Source organism: Pseudomonas sp. FW305-25 (assembly GCF_017351415.1).
Taxonomy (GTDB): Bacteria; Pseudomonadota; Gammaproteobacteria; order Pseudomonadales; family Pseudomonadaceae; genus Aquipseudomonas; species Aquipseudomonas chlororaphis.
Map to the genome: position 1 here is coordinate 1 of NZ_JACNDE010000065.1, position 16,633 is coordinate 16,633.

General features: G+C 65.9%; 13 protein-coding genes. 5 read left to right on the top strand and 8 right to left on the bottom strand.

The features are described 5' to 3' along the window. Positions 1-552, bottom strand: a 552-nt coding sequence (locus J4E58_RS31245) for a cysteine hydrolase family protein (RefSeq protein WP_207255363.1), incomplete at its 3' end; no start/stop codon positions are given. Between the two features lie 103 nt (positions 553-655). Between J4E58_RS31245 and J4E58_RS31250 the strand changes: the two genes are divergently transcribed. From J4E58_RS31250 to J4E58_RS31260, 3 genes are all read left to right on the top strand, one after another. Continuing rightward, positions 656-1,654 (top strand): GlxA family transcriptional regulator, encoded by a 999-nt coding sequence (locus J4E58_RS31250; protein WP_087092703.1) that lies wholly within the window; start codon positions 656-658, stop codon positions 1,652-1,654. Between the two features lie 183 nt (positions 1,655-1,837). Next, complete coding sequence (locus tag J4E58_RS31255; protein ID WP_087092702.1) at positions 1,838-2,947, top strand: DUF3182 family protein; 1,110 nt, start codon at positions 1,838-1,840, stop codon at positions 2,945-2,947. Continuing rightward, positions 2,937-3,692: a S9 family peptidase gene (locus J4E58_RS31260; protein WP_053262835.1), complete on the top strand. Its 756-nt coding sequence runs from the start codon at positions 2,937-2,939 to the stop codon at positions 3,690-3,692. Before J4E58_RS31255 ends, J4E58_RS31260 begins: the two co-directional genes overlap by 11 nt. A 69-nt stretch (positions 3,693-3,761) precedes the next feature. On the opposite strand, the gene J4E58_RS31265 is transcribed toward J4E58_RS31260, so the two are convergent. The 6 genes from J4E58_RS31265 to J4E58_RS31290 form a co-directional block, all read right to left on the bottom strand. Then, the gene (locus J4E58_RS31265; protein WP_087092701.1) at positions 3,762-4,757 is read right to left on the bottom strand and encodes a lysylphosphatidylglycerol synthase domain-containing protein; all 996 of its coding nucleotides are present in this window, start codon (positions 4,755-4,757) and stop codon (positions 3,762-3,764) included. After that, positions 4,744-6,045: a cardiolipin synthase ClsB gene (gene clsB, locus J4E58_RS31270; protein WP_087092700.1), complete on the bottom strand. Its 1,302-nt coding sequence runs from the start codon at positions 6,043-6,045 to the stop codon at positions 4,744-4,746. The genes J4E58_RS31265 and clsB overlap by 14 nt, the downstream gene beginning before the upstream one ends. Then, the gene (locus J4E58_RS31275; protein WP_102673074.1) at positions 6,042-6,839 is read right to left on the bottom strand and encodes an endonuclease/exonuclease/phosphatase family protein; all 798 of its coding nucleotides are present in this window, start codon (positions 6,837-6,839) and stop codon (positions 6,042-6,044) included. Before J4E58_RS31275 ends, clsB begins: the two co-directional genes overlap by 4 nt. After that, positions 6,836-7,762, bottom strand: a complete 927-nt coding sequence (locus tag J4E58_RS31280) for a DUF72 domain-containing protein (RefSeq protein ID WP_087092699.1) — start codon at positions 7,760-7,762, stop codon at positions 6,836-6,838. The genes J4E58_RS31275 and J4E58_RS31280 overlap by 4 nt, the downstream gene beginning before the upstream one ends. A 280-nt stretch (positions 7,763-8,042) precedes the next feature. Then, positions 8,043-9,254: an MFS transporter gene (locus J4E58_RS31285; protein ID WP_087092698.1), complete on the bottom strand. Its 1,212-nt coding sequence runs from the start codon at positions 9,252-9,254 to the stop codon at positions 8,043-8,045. 194 nt (positions 9,255-9,448) lie between these two features. Beyond that, positions 9,449-13,765, bottom strand: a complete 4,317-nt coding sequence (locus J4E58_RS31290; protein WP_087092697.1) for a DEAD/DEAH box helicase — start codon at positions 13,763-13,765, stop codon at positions 9,449-9,451. Positions 13,766-13,987: 222 nt separating this feature from the next. Between J4E58_RS31290 and J4E58_RS31295 the strand changes: the two genes are divergently transcribed. Then, positions 13,988-14,872 (top strand): sugar nucleotide-binding protein, encoded by an 885-nt coding sequence (locus tag J4E58_RS31295; protein WP_037034303.1) that lies wholly within the window; start codon positions 13,988-13,990, stop codon positions 14,870-14,872. Continuing rightward, entirely contained in the window at positions 14,865-15,794 is a 930-nt protein-coding gene (locus tag J4E58_RS31300; protein WP_087092696.1) for an NAD-dependent epimerase/dehydratase family protein, read from the top strand. Before J4E58_RS31295 ends, J4E58_RS31300 begins: the two co-directional genes overlap by 8 nt. 59 nt (positions 15,795-15,853) lie before the next feature. Here the strand turns inward: J4E58_RS31300 and J4E58_RS31305 are convergent, their stop codons facing one another. Then, positions 15,854-16,552: an OmpW family protein gene (locus tag J4E58_RS31305; RefSeq protein WP_087092695.1), complete on the bottom strand. Its 699-nt coding sequence runs from the start codon at positions 16,550-16,552 to the stop codon at positions 15,854-15,856. Positions 16,553-16,633 lie beyond the last annotated feature (81 nt).

Here is a 16,633-nt window from a genome sequence, read left to right on the forward strand (position 1 = left end):
GCGTTCGGCGGCAAGGAACTCTTCGGTGGACAAGACGCTGGCATAGGCGAACGCCAGGGCTGACATCACCGCGCTCTGAACCTGTGCCGCGGCGACTCGCTGGCCATTGAACTCCAGGTCGAGGGTGGCGCAGGCGTCATGGATCACTTTCACCGGGTAGCCCAGGTCGGCGGCGGCCCTGGCGGTACCTTCCACACACATGTGGCTCATGCTGCCGACCACCACCAGTTGTTCGATGCCGTGCTGGTCAAGAATGGCCTTGAGCTCGGTTTCGCGGAACGAGTTGACGAAGTGCTTGAGCACCACCGGCTCGTCGGCGCGGTTGCTGACCTTCGGATGCAGTTGCGCGCCGCTGGAGCCGGGGGTGAAGAACGGCGCGCTGTCGGAGGTGAATTCGTGGCGGATGTGCACCACCTGCTGGCTGCTGTCGCGGAAGGCCTGGATCAGCCGCGCGGCGTTGTCGGCGGCGGCTTCGGCGCCGACCAGGGGCCACTTGCCGTTGGGGAAGTAGTCGTTCTGGATATCGATTACGATGAGCGCTTGCTTGGCCATGGGTGTTTCCTCTGAAGTAGTGGTTGGCTGTGGAGTCCAGTATTGGCTCCGGCGGGCCGGTCGAGGATTGGCCGCACCGACAATAGCAGGGGGAAAACTGACAATGGGTATGGAAAGCGCAGTGGCCGAACTGGGCGTGCTGATCTATCCCGGCGCACAGATGGCCGCGGTGCATGGTTTGACTGACCTGTTCGAGGTCGCCAACCGCATTGCCGCCGAACAGCGCAGCACACAGTTGCCGCTACTGCGCATCAGCCACTGGCAGGCCCAGGCCGACCAGGCGCCCGTACGGGTGTACGACAGTCGCCCGGGTGCTGACGGTCCATTGCTGGCGGTGCTGATCCCACCCTCGATGGCCGGTTTTTCCCAGGCGCAGGCACCGCAGGCGCTGATCCAATGGCTGCGCCAGCAGCATGCCAATGGCGCGACCCTGGGCGGGGTCTGTGTCGGTTCGATCCTGCTGGCCGAAAGTGGCCTGCTCGACGGCCGCAGCGCCACCACTCACTGGACCTCGGCGAAGCGGTTCGCCGAGCGCTACCCGAACATCCGCCTGAACGCCGACAAGCCGATCGTCGACGACGGCGACCTGATTACCACCGCCGGCCTGATGGCCTGGTCCGAGCTGGGGCTGCGCCTGGTCGACCGCCTGCTGGGCCCGAGCATCGCCAGCGGCACCGCGCGTTTCCTGGTGATCGAACACAGCGACAGCGCCAGCCAGTGCGGTAGTAACTTCGCGCCGATCCTCGGCCATGGCGACGCGGCGATCCTCAAGGTGCAGCACTGGCTGCAGGCCAATGGCGCGGTGGACGTTTCCCTCGCCGTCATGGCACAGCAGGCCGGGCTGGAGGAGCGCACCTTCCTGCGGCGCTTCCGGGCCGCCACCGGGCTCAAGCCCACCGAATATTGCCAGCACTTGCGGGTAGGCAAGGCACGGGAAATGCTCGAGTTCACCAACGGCACCATCGACCATATCGCCTGGACGGTCGGTTACCAGGACCCGGGGGCGTTCCGCGCCACCTTCAAGAAGATCACCGGGCTGGCGCCCAGTGAGTATCGCGCGCGTTTCGGCGTGACACCGCCGGCACCGCTGGCGAGGGGCTGACCCCGCGGGTCGTGCAAAATACCGGGCGTCGCCGGCTGATCGTGCAAAATAAAACAGGCGCAATGCCAGCAGCGATGGCCTGGAGCGCTTATTCCATGGGGGCATTCGACTTCCCCCCTGGCCTTGGCGTGATCCCTGCACCCTGTCTTGTACATTCATCACGCCGATGACGAAGGGGGACGCATGACCCCGACGCAACGCAAGAAGCTAGTGGTCGCCCACTCGGTCCATCCGGGGGCCTCGCAGCATGTCGTGGAGACCAATCGCGCGCTGGCCCGCTGGCTGGCGCAGATCCTCGGGTTGCAGTTCGCCGGTGACTACGACCCGCTCGTGCATGGGCAGAGCGAGCTGTACCTGTTGCCGACGCAGACCATCGTCGGCCCCGCCGCGGCCCGGCAATTGCGGCTCAAGGGGCCGGACGACCTGTGGGGCGGGTATGTCGAGCATGACTTTATCTGCACCAAGGCCATTACCCATGGTCTGTTGAACAGGAACGCCGTGGCCCCGCCGGGCTGGGCGCCGCTGTTCTCCCAGCGGGTGCGCAATGTGGTGCTGGACGGCCTGAGCGTGTTTTCCCTGAATGACGCCCGGCCAGCGGCCAGTCATTTGCTTTACAGCGGGCCAATCCGCATGAAACCGATCCATGCCTGCGCCGGTCGCGGCCAGCAGGTGATCGAGAGCCTGGAGCGCTTCGACGAGATGCTGGCGCAACCGGACGTCGCCCGGCAGTTCAATCAAGGCGTGGTCCTGGAGCAGGATCTGCAACAAGTGGCCACCTACAGCGTCGGCCAGTCCTTTATCGCCGGCCACGTCCTCAGTTACTGCGGCCAGCAGTACCTGACCGAAGACTCCGACAGCGAGCAGGTCTACGGCGGTTCCGAGCTGTTGGTGGTGCAGGGTGGTTACCCTGAGTTGCTGGCGCTGCAACTGCCGCAGCAAGTGCGCCTGGCGGTGCAGCAGGCGCGGGTTTTCGATGCCGCCGCCGATGAGGCCTATCCACGATTTTTCGCCTCCCGGCGCAACTACGACATCGCCCAGGGCCTGGACGCCGAAGGCCGGCAGCGCAGTGGCGTACTCGAGCAATCGTGGCGCATGGGCGGTGCCAGCAGCGCCGAAGTGGCGGCTTTGCAGGCCTTTATCGATCATCCGGAGATGCGCGCGATTCGTGTGTCCGCGGTGGAAACCTATGTCGACCGGCCCTTGCCGGCCGATGCCATCGAGGTCTATCGCGGGCCCGCGGAACACAGTGACTTTCTTCTCAAATATGTAACGGTCCAATCCTATGACGGCTAGAAGCGAAAGCATTCAAATCGACATCGATGACGAGCAGATGCGCGGGACTTTCCTCAGCCCCAAGTCGAAAGTCCCCGGCGTACTGTTTGTCCACGGCTGGGGTGGGAGCCAGGAGCGCGACCTGGAGCGTGCCCGCGGCATCGCCGGGCTGGGTTGCGTGTGCCTGACCTTCGACCTGCGGGGCCATGCCGGCAGCGGCATCCCGCTGAACCGGGTGACCCGCGAAGACAACCTGCGCGACCTGTTGGCGGCCTATGACCGCCTGCTGGCCCATCCGGCCCTCGACACCTCGGCGATCGCCGTGGTGGGCACCAGTTACGGTGGCTACCTGGCGAGCATCCTGACCTCTCTGCGACCGGTGCGCTGGCTGGCATTGCGGGTGCCGGCGCTGTATCGCGACGAAGCCTGGAACAGCCCCAAGCGCGACCTGGACAAAGCCGACCTGCTGGATTACCGCAGCAGCCTGGTGCGTGCCGACAGCAACCGGGCGCTGCATGCCTGTTCGACGTTCACCGGGGATGTGCTGCTGGTGGAATCGGAAAACGACGAGTATGTGCCCCACGCCACGTTCATGAGCTACCGCGCGGCCTGCCAGCAGACCCATTCCATGACCCACCGGATCATCGACGGCGCCGACCATGCCCTGAGCGATCCCGTGTCGCAGCAGGCCTACACCTCGATCCTAGTGGACTGGATCACGGAAATGGTGGTGGGAGAACGCTTGAGCATCATTCAGTCGCGATAGTCGCAAGCGCTGGTTGAATGAGGCGCGCAAGCTCGCTCCTGGAGAGGAACGCGCGCGTGCGCGATAGCCTCAGCTGCCTTTGCGCGGATTTTTCTCCACGCGCAACGCCTTGGCCCTGGCCTCCACCACCAGGTACATCAGCAGCGCGATCAGCAGCGGCAGGATGAAGTAGATCGCCCGGTAGGCGATCAACCCGGCCAGCAGGCTGCCGCGGGACACCTCATGTTGCAGCAGGGCGATAAACACCGCCTCCAACACCCCGAGCCCCGCCGGAATATGGGTGATGACCCCGGCGATGCTGCTGATCAGCAGCACCCCGAGCACCACCGGGTAATCGAGCTTGCTGGGCAGCAGGGTAAAGATCACCGCTGCCATCAGCGACCAGTTGAGTGCGCCCAGGGCCAGTTGCAGCAGGGCCATGTGTAACGAGGGCAAGTTGATCTCGACCCCGTGTATCGACCACTCGCGCCGTCGGGAAAACCGACAGGCCGCCAGGTAACCCACGCCCAGCACCAGCAGCAGGACGCCCACCCCCTGCAACGCGTCGTTGCTGAGTTGCCAGCCGGGCGGCAACTTCATCAGGCCACTGGCGAATACCGCGCCGGCCAGGGCCATGTAGCCGAACCAGTTGGTGGCCAGGCTCAGGCCGAGGATCTTGGCGATATTGCCGGTGCTCACCCCGAGCCTGGAATACAGCCGGTAGCGCATGGCGATCCCGCCGACCCAGGCGCTGAGGTTGAGGTTGAAGGCGTAGCTGATGAACCCCACCGGCAGGATCTGCCGCCAGCCGAGGTTCTGCCGGATGTAGGTGCGACCGATCAGGTCGAAGCAGGCATAGACCAGGAAGCTGGCCAGGGTCAGGGCCGCGGCGATGACCAGGGTGCGCACCTTGAAGTCGGCCAGGGTGCCGAGCACTTCGCTCCAGTCGATGCGCCGGGCCAGCAGGGTGAACAGCACGATCAACAGCAGGAAGAAGGCGATGGTCAGCGGTTTCTTCAGGCGTTGCCAGCGCGACCGGGAGTGCGACGCGGCGGGCGTCGAGCCATGGGCGTCAGTGCGGCTCATGGGGCGACTCCCGCGGGGTGGCGGCCTGGCCGAAGGGTTTCAATTGCGGCTTGTGGGCGGGCAGCCAGCCGGCCCAGGCCGGGAAGTGACGCAGGATGTGAAACACCAGGAAACCCACGGTCAGGCGCCACAAGCGGCCACGCCCGGAGCCCTTGGCCGGCATGGCCTGGCAGTGGTCGCGACTGAGCCGGTCGAGGCGCTCGAACAGGTCGCGATTGAACGCCCGGTCGCGGATCAGCACATTGGCTTCCAGGTTCAGCGACAGGCTCAGCGGGTCGAGATTGCTCGAGCCCACGGTGCTCCAGTCGTCGTCCACCAGCGCCACCTTGCCGTGCAGTGGCCGTTCGCAATATTCGTAGATGGTCACGCCGTCCTTGAGCAGGTAGTCATAGAGCATGCGTGCCGCCAGCCTGGCCACCAGCATGTCCGGCTCGCCCTGCAGGATCAGCCGCACCTCGACGCCACGGCGCGCGGCGTTGCGGATCTCGCGCAGCAGCCGATAGCCGGGGAAGAAGTAGGCATTGGCGATCACCACCCGCTGGCGGGCCCCGCGCAGCACCAGGCGGTAGACCTCTTCGATATCGCTGCGGTGCTGGCGGTTGTCGCGATAGACCAGGCGCACCTGGCCGTCATGGTCGGTCAGGGCCAGCTCCGCGCGGCGCTGCCGGCGGCGTTGCCACCAGTAGCGGGCGCGGGCCGGGCGGTCGCCTTGCAGCAGGGCGAAATGGTGGATATCCACCACCGCCGGCCCCTGGATCTCTACCGAATAATCCTGTTTGGCCTGGGGGCCGAAATCGGCCAGGTGATCGGCGGAGAAGTTGATCCCGCCGACAAAGGCGATGGCGCCGTCGACCACCACAATCTTGCGATGCAGGCGGCGGAACCAGTTGGTGCGCACCCCGAAAATCGGCTGTGCCGGGTCGAATATCTGCAAGCGCACCCCGGCGTTGCTCATGGCGGCAAGGAACTCGGTGCTCAATTCGCCGCAACCGAAGCCGTCCAGGCTGACGATGACCCGCACGCCACGCTGTGCGGCCTCGATCAGGATACGGTGCAGCTCGTGGCCGACCTTGTCCTCGAAGAGGATGAAGGTCTCCAGCAGGATCTCGTTCTGAGCCTCGCGCAGCACTTCGAACACCCGGGGAAAATACGCCTCGCCATTCTCCAGCAGCACCACCCGGTTGTTGCTGTGCCAACCGTATTCGAGGTCCATCCGTAGCGGTTCGTGGGCCAGCCCCGCGTCAGGCGGGTGGTCCACCGTGGTTTTTTCCAGGGGCATGTCGTTCATAACTCGACCTCGACCGACAGCGGTGCGTGATCGGAGAGATGGGACCAGGGATGGGAGGCCAGGACCTGGGGGCGGTGGATTTTCAGGTGACGCACGTAGATCCGGTCCAGCCGCAGCAGCGGCAGGCGCGCGGGGAAGCTGCGCGCCGGTTTGCCGTGCTGGCTGACAAAGGCCTCTTGCAAGCCACTGGGGGCGAGCTGTGCATCGGCGCGCAGCCGCCAGTCGTTGAAGTCGCCGGCGACGATCAAGGGCGCGTCGGCGGGGAGCTCGGCGATCAGTTGCAGCAGCAGATCCAGCTGTTGCTGGCGATGGCTTTCGCGCAACCCCAGGTGCACGCAAATGGCGTGCACTTCCAGGGCATCGCCGGGCAGGCGCAGCACGCAATGCAACAGGCCGCGGCTCTCGTGCCCGGACAGGGAGATGTCGAGGTTGTCGTAGCGAATGATCTGGAATTTCGAGAGCAACGCATTGCCGTGGTCGCCGGCCGGGTACACCGCATTGCGTCCATAGGCGAACTGCGGCCAGATGCTGTCGGCGAGGAATTCGTATTGCGGCATGCTCGGCCAATTGTTGTAGCGCTGCGGGTGCTGGTCGTGGGCGCCGTGCACCTCCTGCAGGAACACCACGTCGGCGGCCACGCTGCGCACCGCCTCGCGCAGCTCGGGCAGGATGAAGCGTCGGTTCAGGGCGGTGAAACCCTTGTGGGTATTCACCGTCAGCACCGTGAAGCGGCGCGCGGCGGCGAGCCCGATCGCGGGCGGTATCGGGTTGTTGGCCGACTCGTCATGGCTCATGGCAGCACCCCGGGCGCGGCAGGCTCGCCGGGCGCTGTCGCCAGTGTCTTGTCGAGCCCGAAGCGCTGCAGCAACCGACGGGCGTCGAAGGGCGCGCGGACCTTGAGGTCATTGTCGAAATAGCAGAACACCTCCCGGCTCTTGCGCGCCCTGGGTGGGTGCCGGGCGTCGATCAGCCGGGCATCGGCGGGTTGTTTGCCGCTGTGCCAGGCCTCGATCCGGTCGCCCCAGCGCTTCAGGGCCTGGGGTGTATAGCCGCTGGCGTACAGCGCCTTGTCGCCGTGCAGCCGCAGGTAGACGAAATCGCCGGTCAGGTCCTCGCAATAGGGCCACTTTCCGGCGGTGTCGGCCACCACCAGTGCCACGCCGTGCTGGCGCAGCAGATGGGTGAATTCGGGCACGGCAAAGCTTGTGTGGCGAATTTCCACGGCATGGCGCATGGCTTTTTTGCCGTAGGCCTTGGTGCTGGCGTGGCCGTTGAGGCGTGGTTCGTGCTGGCGGGCGAGGGCGGCGGCCTGTTCGGTATCGGCGGGCAATTGCTGAAGAAAGGCGCCGAACAGCTCCGCGTCGAACCGAAAGCTTGGGGGAAACTGCCACAGGATCGGCCCGAGCTTGTTCTTGAGCTCCAGCACGCCCGAGGCGAAGAAGTTGGCGATCGGCTTGTGCACATCCCGCAGCCGCAGGATATGGGTGATGTAGCGTGGCGCCTTGACGCTGAACACGAAGTTCTTGGGCGTATCGGCATACCAGTTGGCATAACGCTCGGGGGTCTGCAGCGCGTAGAACGAACCGTTGATTTCGATGCTGTTGACTGCGCGCGAAGCGAATTGCAGCTCGCGCCTCTGCGTCAGCCCCTCGGGGTAGAAATCTCCACGCCAGGGCTTGTAGCGCCAGCCGGAAATACCGATATGAATCGCCGCCATGTCCGCTCCCGTCTAGGGGCCTTCGAACCACCTCTGTCTTTTGATGACTGCCCGGCTGACGGGAAAGTTTCGACCTTCCTACGGACGGTGTTTTCGATCCTCTAGGAGCCGACCCTGTAGGAGCGCAGCTTGCGCGCGAAGAACGACAACGCGGTGGAGCAGGCATTGCGCGGCGTGGCGTTCGCGGGCAAGCCTCGCTCCTACAGGGCAGTCAATCGTTTAACTGATCGGCATTAGCCGGCCAGGGCTGCGCTTTTCTGGTTGGGGCCTGCTGGTGGGCTCAGTGCCCGACCACCACCCGGCTCGACCCCTCGGCCGGCTCGGCGTATACCGGGCCGAGGCGATCCAGGCGGCCGCTCCAGGCGGTCAGGGCCAGGGCGGCCAGTACCACCAGGCCACCGATCCAGGCGGTGTGGATCAGCCCCAGGTGGGCGACGATCAGGCCGCCACCCCAGGCGCCGCCGGCGATGCCGAGGTTGAAGGCGGCGATGTTCAGGCCCGAGGCCACGTCTACCGCTTGCGGGGTGTGGTGTTCGGCCTGGCGCACCACGTAGACCTGCAGGCCCGGTACGTTGCCGAAGGCCACGGCGCCCCACACCAGTACGGTGGCCAGCGCCAGCCACGGGTTGCCGGCGGTGAAGGTGAGCAGGAACAGCACGCCGGCCAGCAGGGCGAAGATGATCTTCAAGGCGCTAATCGGGCCGCGCTTGTCCGCCAGCTTGCCGCCCCAGATGTTGCCTACGGCGACCGAGAGGCCGTAGACCAGCAGCACCAGGCTGACGGTGCTGGCGCTGAAGCCGGAAATGTCCTGGAGAATCGGCGCGAGGAAGGTGAAGGCGATGAACGAGCCGCCGTAGCCCACCGCGGTCATGGCGTACACCAGCAGCAGGCGCGGTTGTTTCAGCACTTGCAGTTGTTGCAGCAAGGACGCTGGTTTGCTGTGAGCGATGTTTTTCGGCACGTAGATCAGGCTGCCGATAAAGGCGATCACACCCAGGGCGGATACTGCGAGGAAGGTTTCGCGCCAGCCGAAATGCTGGCCGATAAAGGTCCCCAGCGGCACGCCGGTGACCAGGGCCACCGTCAGGCCGGTGAACATGATGGCAATCGCGCTGGCGGCTTTTTCCTTGGGCACCAGGCTGGTGGCGATGGTCGAGCCGATGGAGAAGAACACGCCATGGGCCAGGCCGGTGACGATGCGTGCCAGGACCAGGGATTCATAGCTGGGCGCTTGCCAGGCCAGCAGGTTGCCGAGGGTGAACAGCACCATCAGCGACAGCAGCAACAGCTTGCGCGGGACCTTGCCGGTCAGCGCGGTGAGCACCGGCGCGCCGACGGCGACACCCAGGGCGTACAGGCTGACCAGCAGTCCGGCGGACGGCAGGCTGACGCCAAGGTCGGCGCCGATGGTGGGTAACAGGCCAACGATGACGAACTCAGTCGTCCCGATGGCGAAGGCGCTGAGGGTCAGCGCGAGCAAGGCAATGGGCATGGCTGCAACTCCGGTGGATTTGACAATGGAGCGCAGTGTCCGGATTTGAATCGTGCGGAAAAATAGCGGTTCCGGTATTTGATATTTGACCTGAAGGCAAATATCGAGCTGAGCGCGATCACTGCGCTTCTGTAGGAGCGAAGCTTGCTCGCGATAAGGCCGACGCGATGCACCAGGCCGCCCACGACCCGATATCAGTGGCGAATCAACCGGGTCCGCAGCTCAAGGCTGGCCTGCGGCTCAAGGTCCAGCCAGACATGCGGTTTGCCGGCGATCTCGGCGGCCGCGGGCAGGCCGTCGCGGTACACCAGCCGGTTGCCGGCCAGGGCCGGAACCTTCGGCCCGGGCAGCAAGGTGCCGGCGAGGTTCAGCGGGTCGACGCCACACACCGCGATCAGGCTGCCATCCAACGGGCGGCGGCGCACTTCGCGCAACAGGGCGATGGCCTCGGGCAGGGCGAACTGCTCGCCGGCCAGGCCGCTGACAAAACGCCCGCCGCGAATTTCGCCGCGGGCCTCCAGCCGATGGAAGGTGCGCAACAGTTCGCGCCAGCTCGGCAGCCAGTCGGCCTCGCGTTCCAGCAGGCGCCAGAACACCACGCCATAACGCCGCAACAGGGTCATGGCGATGTGTTCCAGGGTGGCCGGTGGGGTTGCCTGCCCATGACCGCCGACGCCCTCCGGTACTGGCGACGGACGCCGTAGCAGGGCCCAGCGCCCCGCATCGTCCATGCCGCCGACCACGGCCCCGCGCCCGCGCCGGCCGCTGCGGGCCAGACGCTTGCTGGCCGGGGTGATCAAGGCGCGCAGGCCGGCAAAACTGTCGGCATTCACCAGCCCGGCGGCCACCAGTTCCTGCAGGGCGATCTCCAGCTCGGTGCGCAGGACATGGGCTTCATGCTGCAATTCATCGAAGAACAAGGCGCCGTGCTGGCTCAGGACCTCATGGACCTTCTGCGCCTTGGGCGACAGCTCGCCGCTGTCGGGCTGTGCACCCAGTCCGCTCCACAGCGCGACCTGGTTGCGCGGCAGCAGCACGATCGGCGTATTGCGCAGGGTCGCGCCGACGGTTTTGTGCGGCGCGCTGAGCCGGCTCCAGACCACTTTGCCGTTGCGGCACAGCTCATCCAGCCAGGTGGCGGAGTAATCCTTGATCCGCGCCGGTAGCAGGTCGCTGTCCCAGGCGCCGGCCGCGGCGGCATAGCCTTCGAACTGGGCGACCGTCTGCGCCAGCATGGCACAGCCCTGGCCCTGGGTGGCGCTGGACAGGTGCTGCCAGTCGAACAGAAAACGCATCAGGTCCTGCAGCGACACCGGTTCGATTTCCCGGCGTAGGCGTTTGACGGTGTAGCGATGAATCCGCGCCAGCAGATGCCGTTCGCACCACTCCTCCCGGGCCTCGCCGGGGCTGAAGCGGCCGCGCAGCACATAACCTTCGCCTTCCAGCTGCGCCAGGACCTGGGTAACCTCGCTGGCGCTCAGGCCCAGGGGCGCGGCGATGGCTTCCAGCGGCAAGGGGCCGAAGCCGCTGAGCCGGGCTCGAATCACCTCCAGCAGCGCTTTATCGCGCTGCCATTGCTCATCGAAGCCGGGCGGCGCCTTGAGGACCGGTTGCAGCGGCGCCTGTGGATAAATCGCCCGCAGGCAGCCCAGGCGCTCGACGGCCAGCCACAGGGCCTGTCCGTCGCCGATCTGCAGGCAGCTGGCGCGCCCGCTGTCCGCCAGGGCTTGCAGCCAGTCGGTCCAGCGCGGGTTGGCCTGGGCTTCGTCCTCGCTGATACAGGCCAGGCTCATCAGCGCTTCATGCATTTCGTCCGGGTTGCCGGGGGCGGGCCAGGCTTCCTCGCGCACCGACTGGATGGCCTCGGCGTCCAGGGCGCTCAGATCGTCGCTGGACTCGGGGTCGCTCCAGCGGCGGCTGAGCACGGCCTGGGTGCGGCGCTCTTCCAGCGGTGCGTCGTCGAGGAAGGTGTAGGGCCGGGCGCTGAGGATTTCCGCGGCCAGGGGCGAGGGCGCCGGCAGGTCGCGGCTGATCAGGCGCAGCTCGCCGCGCTCCATGCGCCGCAACAGTGCCAGCCAGCCCTCGCTGTCCATGGCTTCGTGCAGGCAGTCGTCGAGGGTCTGTTCCACCAGCGGGTGATCGGGAATCTGCCGTTCGCCGGCGAGGTTCTCCAGGCAGGCGATCTGGTCGGGAAACACGCTGGCGATCAGGTCTTCGCTTTTCATCCGCTGGATCTGCGGCGCTACCTTGCGCCCGCCGACAAAGCGCGGCAGCGCCAGGGCCACCCTGGCATTCCAGCGCCAGCGCACGCCGAACAGCGGCGCCTCCAGCACGGCCTGGACCAGGATGTGTTCGGCGCTGTTGCTGTGCAGGTAACGCCAGACGTCGTCCAGCTCGAAACTGTGGCCGGTGGACAGCGACAGCACGATGGCGTCTTCGCTGGCGGCGGCCTGCAGTTCGAAGTTGAAGGTGCGGCAGAAGCGCTTGCGCAGCGCCAGGCCCCAGGCGCGGTTGATCCGGCTGCCGAACGGCGTGTGGATGATCAGTTGGGTGCCGCCGGACTCATCGAAAAAGCGTTCCATGATCAGCGTGTCCTGGGACGGCAGTGCGCCCAGGGCCTGGCGCGCGCGGGCCAGGTAGTCGACCAGTTGTTCGGCGCTGGCGGCGTCCAGGCCCAGGCTGTCGCCCAGCCAGTCGAGGGCGGGCTGTAGTTGGCCGGGGGTGGCGCCGAGCAACTCGTCGAGCCGGGCCAGCAGGCGCGCCACGGCAAACGACAGTTCGGCGCTGCGCCCGGGGGCTTCGCCGAGCCAGAACGGAATGGTCGGCGGCTGGCCGTGGGCGTCCTCGACCCGCACCCGGCCGGTTTCCACCCGCAGGATGCGGTACGAAGTGTTGCCCAGCTGGAACACATCGCCGGCGATGCTTTCCACCGCGAAGTCTTCGTTGACGCTGCCGATATTCAGCGCCTGGGGCTCCAGCAGCACGGCGTAGTCGGCGTTGTCGGGGATGGTGCCGCCGCTGGTGACCGCCGTCAGCTGGCTGCCCCGCCGGCCGCGCAGGCTGCGGTTGACGGCATCGCGATGCAGATAGGCGCTGCGGATGCCCTGGCGTCCGTTGTAACCCTCGGCGAGCATGCGCAGCAGCGCCTGGAAATGCCCTTCGTCGAGCTCGCTATAAGGCGAGGCGCGGCGGATCATCTCCAGCAGCGGCTGCTCCTGCCATTCCTGGTTGCTGACTTCGGCGACGATCTGCTGCGCCAGCACATCCAGCGGCGCCCTGGGGATCTGCAGGGTGTCGAGTTCGCCGCGATGCACGCAGTCGAGCAGGGCGGCGCATTCGATCAGGTCGTCGCGGCTCAGGGCGAACAGGCGGCCTTTGGGCGTGCCGCCGACCTGGTGCCCGGAGCGTCCAACCCTTTGTAGAAAGGCCGAGATCGAACGCGGCGAGCCGATCTGGCACACCAGGTCGACATCGCCGATATCGATGCCCAGCTCCAGCGAGGCGGTGGCGATCAGTACTTGCAGGTCGCCGCGCTTGAGACGCTGTTCGGCGTCCAGGCGAAACTCCTTGGCCAGGCTGCCATGGTGGGCGGCCACCGCGTCCTTGCCCAGGCGTTCGCTGAGGTGGCGGCTCAGGCGTTCGGCCAGGCGCCGGGTGTTGACGAACACCAGGGTGGTACGGTGCTCCCGCGCCAGTTCGGCGATACGTTCGTAGACCCGTTCCCAGACGTCGTTGGCCATCACCGCCGACAGCGGCACGGGCGGCACTTCGATAGCCAGGTCCCGGGGGCGGGCGTGGCCGATGTCGACGATCTCGCAGGGGCGTTCATGGCCGACCAGGAAACGCGACACCGCTTCGATGGGCTTCTGCGTGGCCGACAAGCCAATGCGCGTCAGCGGCTCGGCGCATAGCGCTTGCAGACGCTCCAGGCTCAACGCCAGATGGCTGCCGCGTTTGCTGGCGGCGATGGCGTGGATCTCGTCGACTATCACCGTGCGCGTGCTGGCGAGCATTTGCCGGCCGGAGGCCGAGCCCAGCAGCACATACAGCGATTCGGGGGTGGTCACCAGGATATGCGGCGCGCTTTTGCGCATGGCGCTGCGGTCTTTCTGCGGGGTGTCGCCGGTGCGCACCGCGGTGCTGATGCGCAATTGCGGCAGGCCCATGTGTTCGAGTTGCGCGGTGATCCCGGCCAGTGGGTCCTGCAGGTTGATCTGGATATCGTTGCTCAAAGCCTTGAGTGGCGAGACGTAGACCACCAGGGTCTGTTCCGGCAGTGTGCCGCCGTTTTCCAGGCCGCGATGAACCAGCTCGTCGATCACCGCGAGGAAGGCGGTCAGGGTCTTGCCCGAGCCGGTGGGCGCGGCGATCAGCGTCGAGCGGCGCTGGCGGATCAGCGGCCAGGCCCGGGCCTGGGCGGCGGTCGCCGCCGGGAAGCAGCTGTTGAACCAGGCGCTGACCGCGGGATGAAAACCCGGCAGGGCGTTGGCGGGGATCTGGGGAAGGTTCATGCACAACGTTATGCGACCGCCGGAGTGAAGTTGCAAGCCTGCCTTGTCGCCGCTGGCGGCAGCGGCCCTGAAGGGCTGTATGGTTTGTTGCTCTACACTTTCTCAGTGACGGTTGCGCCGGAAACCCGCAAAATGCAACGATTCTGAGCAATATTCATGGCCAAACCCGCGGGTCTGGCCGATTCAAACCATCGTTCCGAACAGATTGGGCCTGCTGACTCTATGCGAATGCGCCTTATGTTACTGGGCGGCGGAAATGCCCTTGGGCAGGCGCTGATTCGCCTCGGTGCGGAGGAAGACATCGGTTTCCTCGCCCCCCGTCCGCCGCAAGACGGCTGGGATGCCGCGAGCCTGACGCAACTGCTCGACGACACCCGCCCGGATGCCTTGATCAACCTTGCGTACTACTTCGACTGGTTCCAGGCGGAGAGTGTCCCCGAGGCACGCCTGGCTGGCCAGGAACGGGCGGTCGAGCGGCTTTCCGAGCTGTGCCAGCATCACAACATCATTCTTCTGCAGCCTTCCAGCTACCGGGTGTTCGACGGTTCGCGGGCCACGGCCTACAGCGAAAAGGACGAACCGGTACCGCTGGGCCTGCGTGGCCAGGCCTTGTGGCGGATCGAGCAGAATGTGCGCGCCACCTGCCCGCAGCATGTGCTGCTGCGTTTCGGCTGGCTGCTGGACGATAGCGCCGAAGGCACCCTGGGGCGTTTCCTGGCCCGTGCCGAGCAACCCGAAGAGCTGCTGCTGGCCGACGACCGCCGGGGCAACCCGACGCCGGTGGACGATGCCGCCCGGGTGATCATCTCCGTACTCAAGCAACTCGATTGCGCCGCGCCGCTGTGGGGCACTTACCACTACGCCGGCCATGAGGCGACCACGCCGCTGGCGCTGGGCCAGGCGATCCTCACCGAGGCCCGCAGCCTGCATCCGCTGGCCATCGAAGCGCCGACCGCCCAGGCCCACGCCGCCCGGCCGGACGCTGCCGAAGAACCGCAGCACGCGGTGCTGGCCTGCAAAAAAATTCTGCACACTTTCGGGATCAAGCCTCGCGCCTGGCGCGCGGCACTCCCGGCTCTACTGGATAGGTTTTATCGTCATGGCTAATGCCCCAATCTTGATCACCGGCGGTGCCGGCTTCATCGGTTCGCACCTGACCGACGTTTTGCTCGCCAAGGGTTATTCGGTGCGGATCCTCGACGATCTGTCCACGGGTAAACCCGGCAACCTGCCGCTGGACAACCCGCGGGTCGAACTGATCCAAGGCGACGTCGCTGATGCGGCCCTGGTGGCGCGGGCCATGAGCGGCTGCCGCGCGGTGGCGCACCTGGCGGCGGTCGCTTCGGTACAGGCTTCGGTGGACGACCCGGTGCGTACCCACCAGAGCAACTTCATCGGCACCCTCAACGTCTGCGAAGCCATGCGCCAGGCTGGCGTCAAGCGCGTGCTGTTTGCTTCCAGCGCGGCGGTTTATGGCAACAATGGCGAGGGCGAATCGATCGACGAAGACACGTCTAAGGCACCACTGACGCCCTATGCGTCGGACAAGCTGGCCAGCGAGTACTACTTCGATTTCTATCGCCGCCAGCATGGGCTGGAGCCGGCGATCTTCCGCTTCTTCAACATCTTCGGGCCGCGCCAGGATCCATCCTCGCCGTACTCCGGGGTCATCAGCATCTTTTGCGAGCGCGCGCAGAAAGGCCTGCCGATTACCGTATTTGGCGATGGCGAGCAAACCCGCGATTTCGTCTATGTCGAAGACCTGGTGAACGTGTTGGCACAGTCTCTGGAAGCACCGCAACTGGAAGTCGGCGCGGTCAATGTCGGCCTGAACCAGGCCACTACCCTCAAGCAGTTGCTCGAGGCCCTGGGCGAGGTGGTAGGGCAGTTGCCATCGATCAGCTACGGCCCGGCGCGCTCCGGGGACATTCGCCATTCGCGGGCGAACAACCAGCGCTTGTTGCAGCGCTTCAAGCTCCCCGAACCGACGCCGATGAGCGTCGGGCTGGCACGTTTGCTGGGCCGCTGAGCTTTCCCCGGCGATGAAAAAAGGCGCCTTTGCAGGCGCCTTTTTTTTGTCTGGCCGATTTAGAACTTGTAGCCCAGGCCGACCATGTAGACCCATGGATCGACGTCCACGTCGACCTTGGCCCGGGTGCCGCCGGCGACCGCGTTGTTGTTCACGTAGGCGGTGGTGTCGATGTCGACGTAGCGCACCTGGGCGTTGATCATCACGTTGTCGGTCAGCATGTAGTCGGCACCGACCTGCCAGGCCAGGCCCCAGGAGTTCTTCGCCCGGAAGTTGTCGAACCCGGCGGCGCTGGCGCGGCTGCCGACGTGCTCGTCATAGATCCAGGTGTAGTTGATGCCGGCACCGACGTAAGGCTGGAAGGCGGCCTTGTGGTCCAGCGGGTAGTACACGACGCTCAGGGTCGGCGGCAGGTGCTTGAGAGTACCGAGCTTGCCGTTGGCGGCGTCCAGCGCGGTGCCCTTGAGCTTGACGTCATGCTCGAACGGGGTGGCCGCGAGCAGTTCGATACCAACGTTGTTGGTCAGCATGTAGGCGAAGTTCAGGCCCAGCTGGGTGTCGCTGCTCATGGTCGCCTTGCCGCCGAGGTTGGCACCGGCCAATGGACCGCGGTCGACCTTGACGTCGCCGCTGTCGGCTTTCGGATTGACGGTGATGGCACCGGCGCGAACGATGATGTCGCCGGCTTCGTGGGCGTGGGCGATCGGGGCGGCGAGCGCGAGCGCGAACAGGGAGGCGCTGAGCAGGGACTTGTGCATGGGAGCTCCAAAGGACGATTCGAGTTGGCTAGGTCCAATGGTAAGGATCGTCAAGGAACAGGCGTTGACTCAGCTCAATGA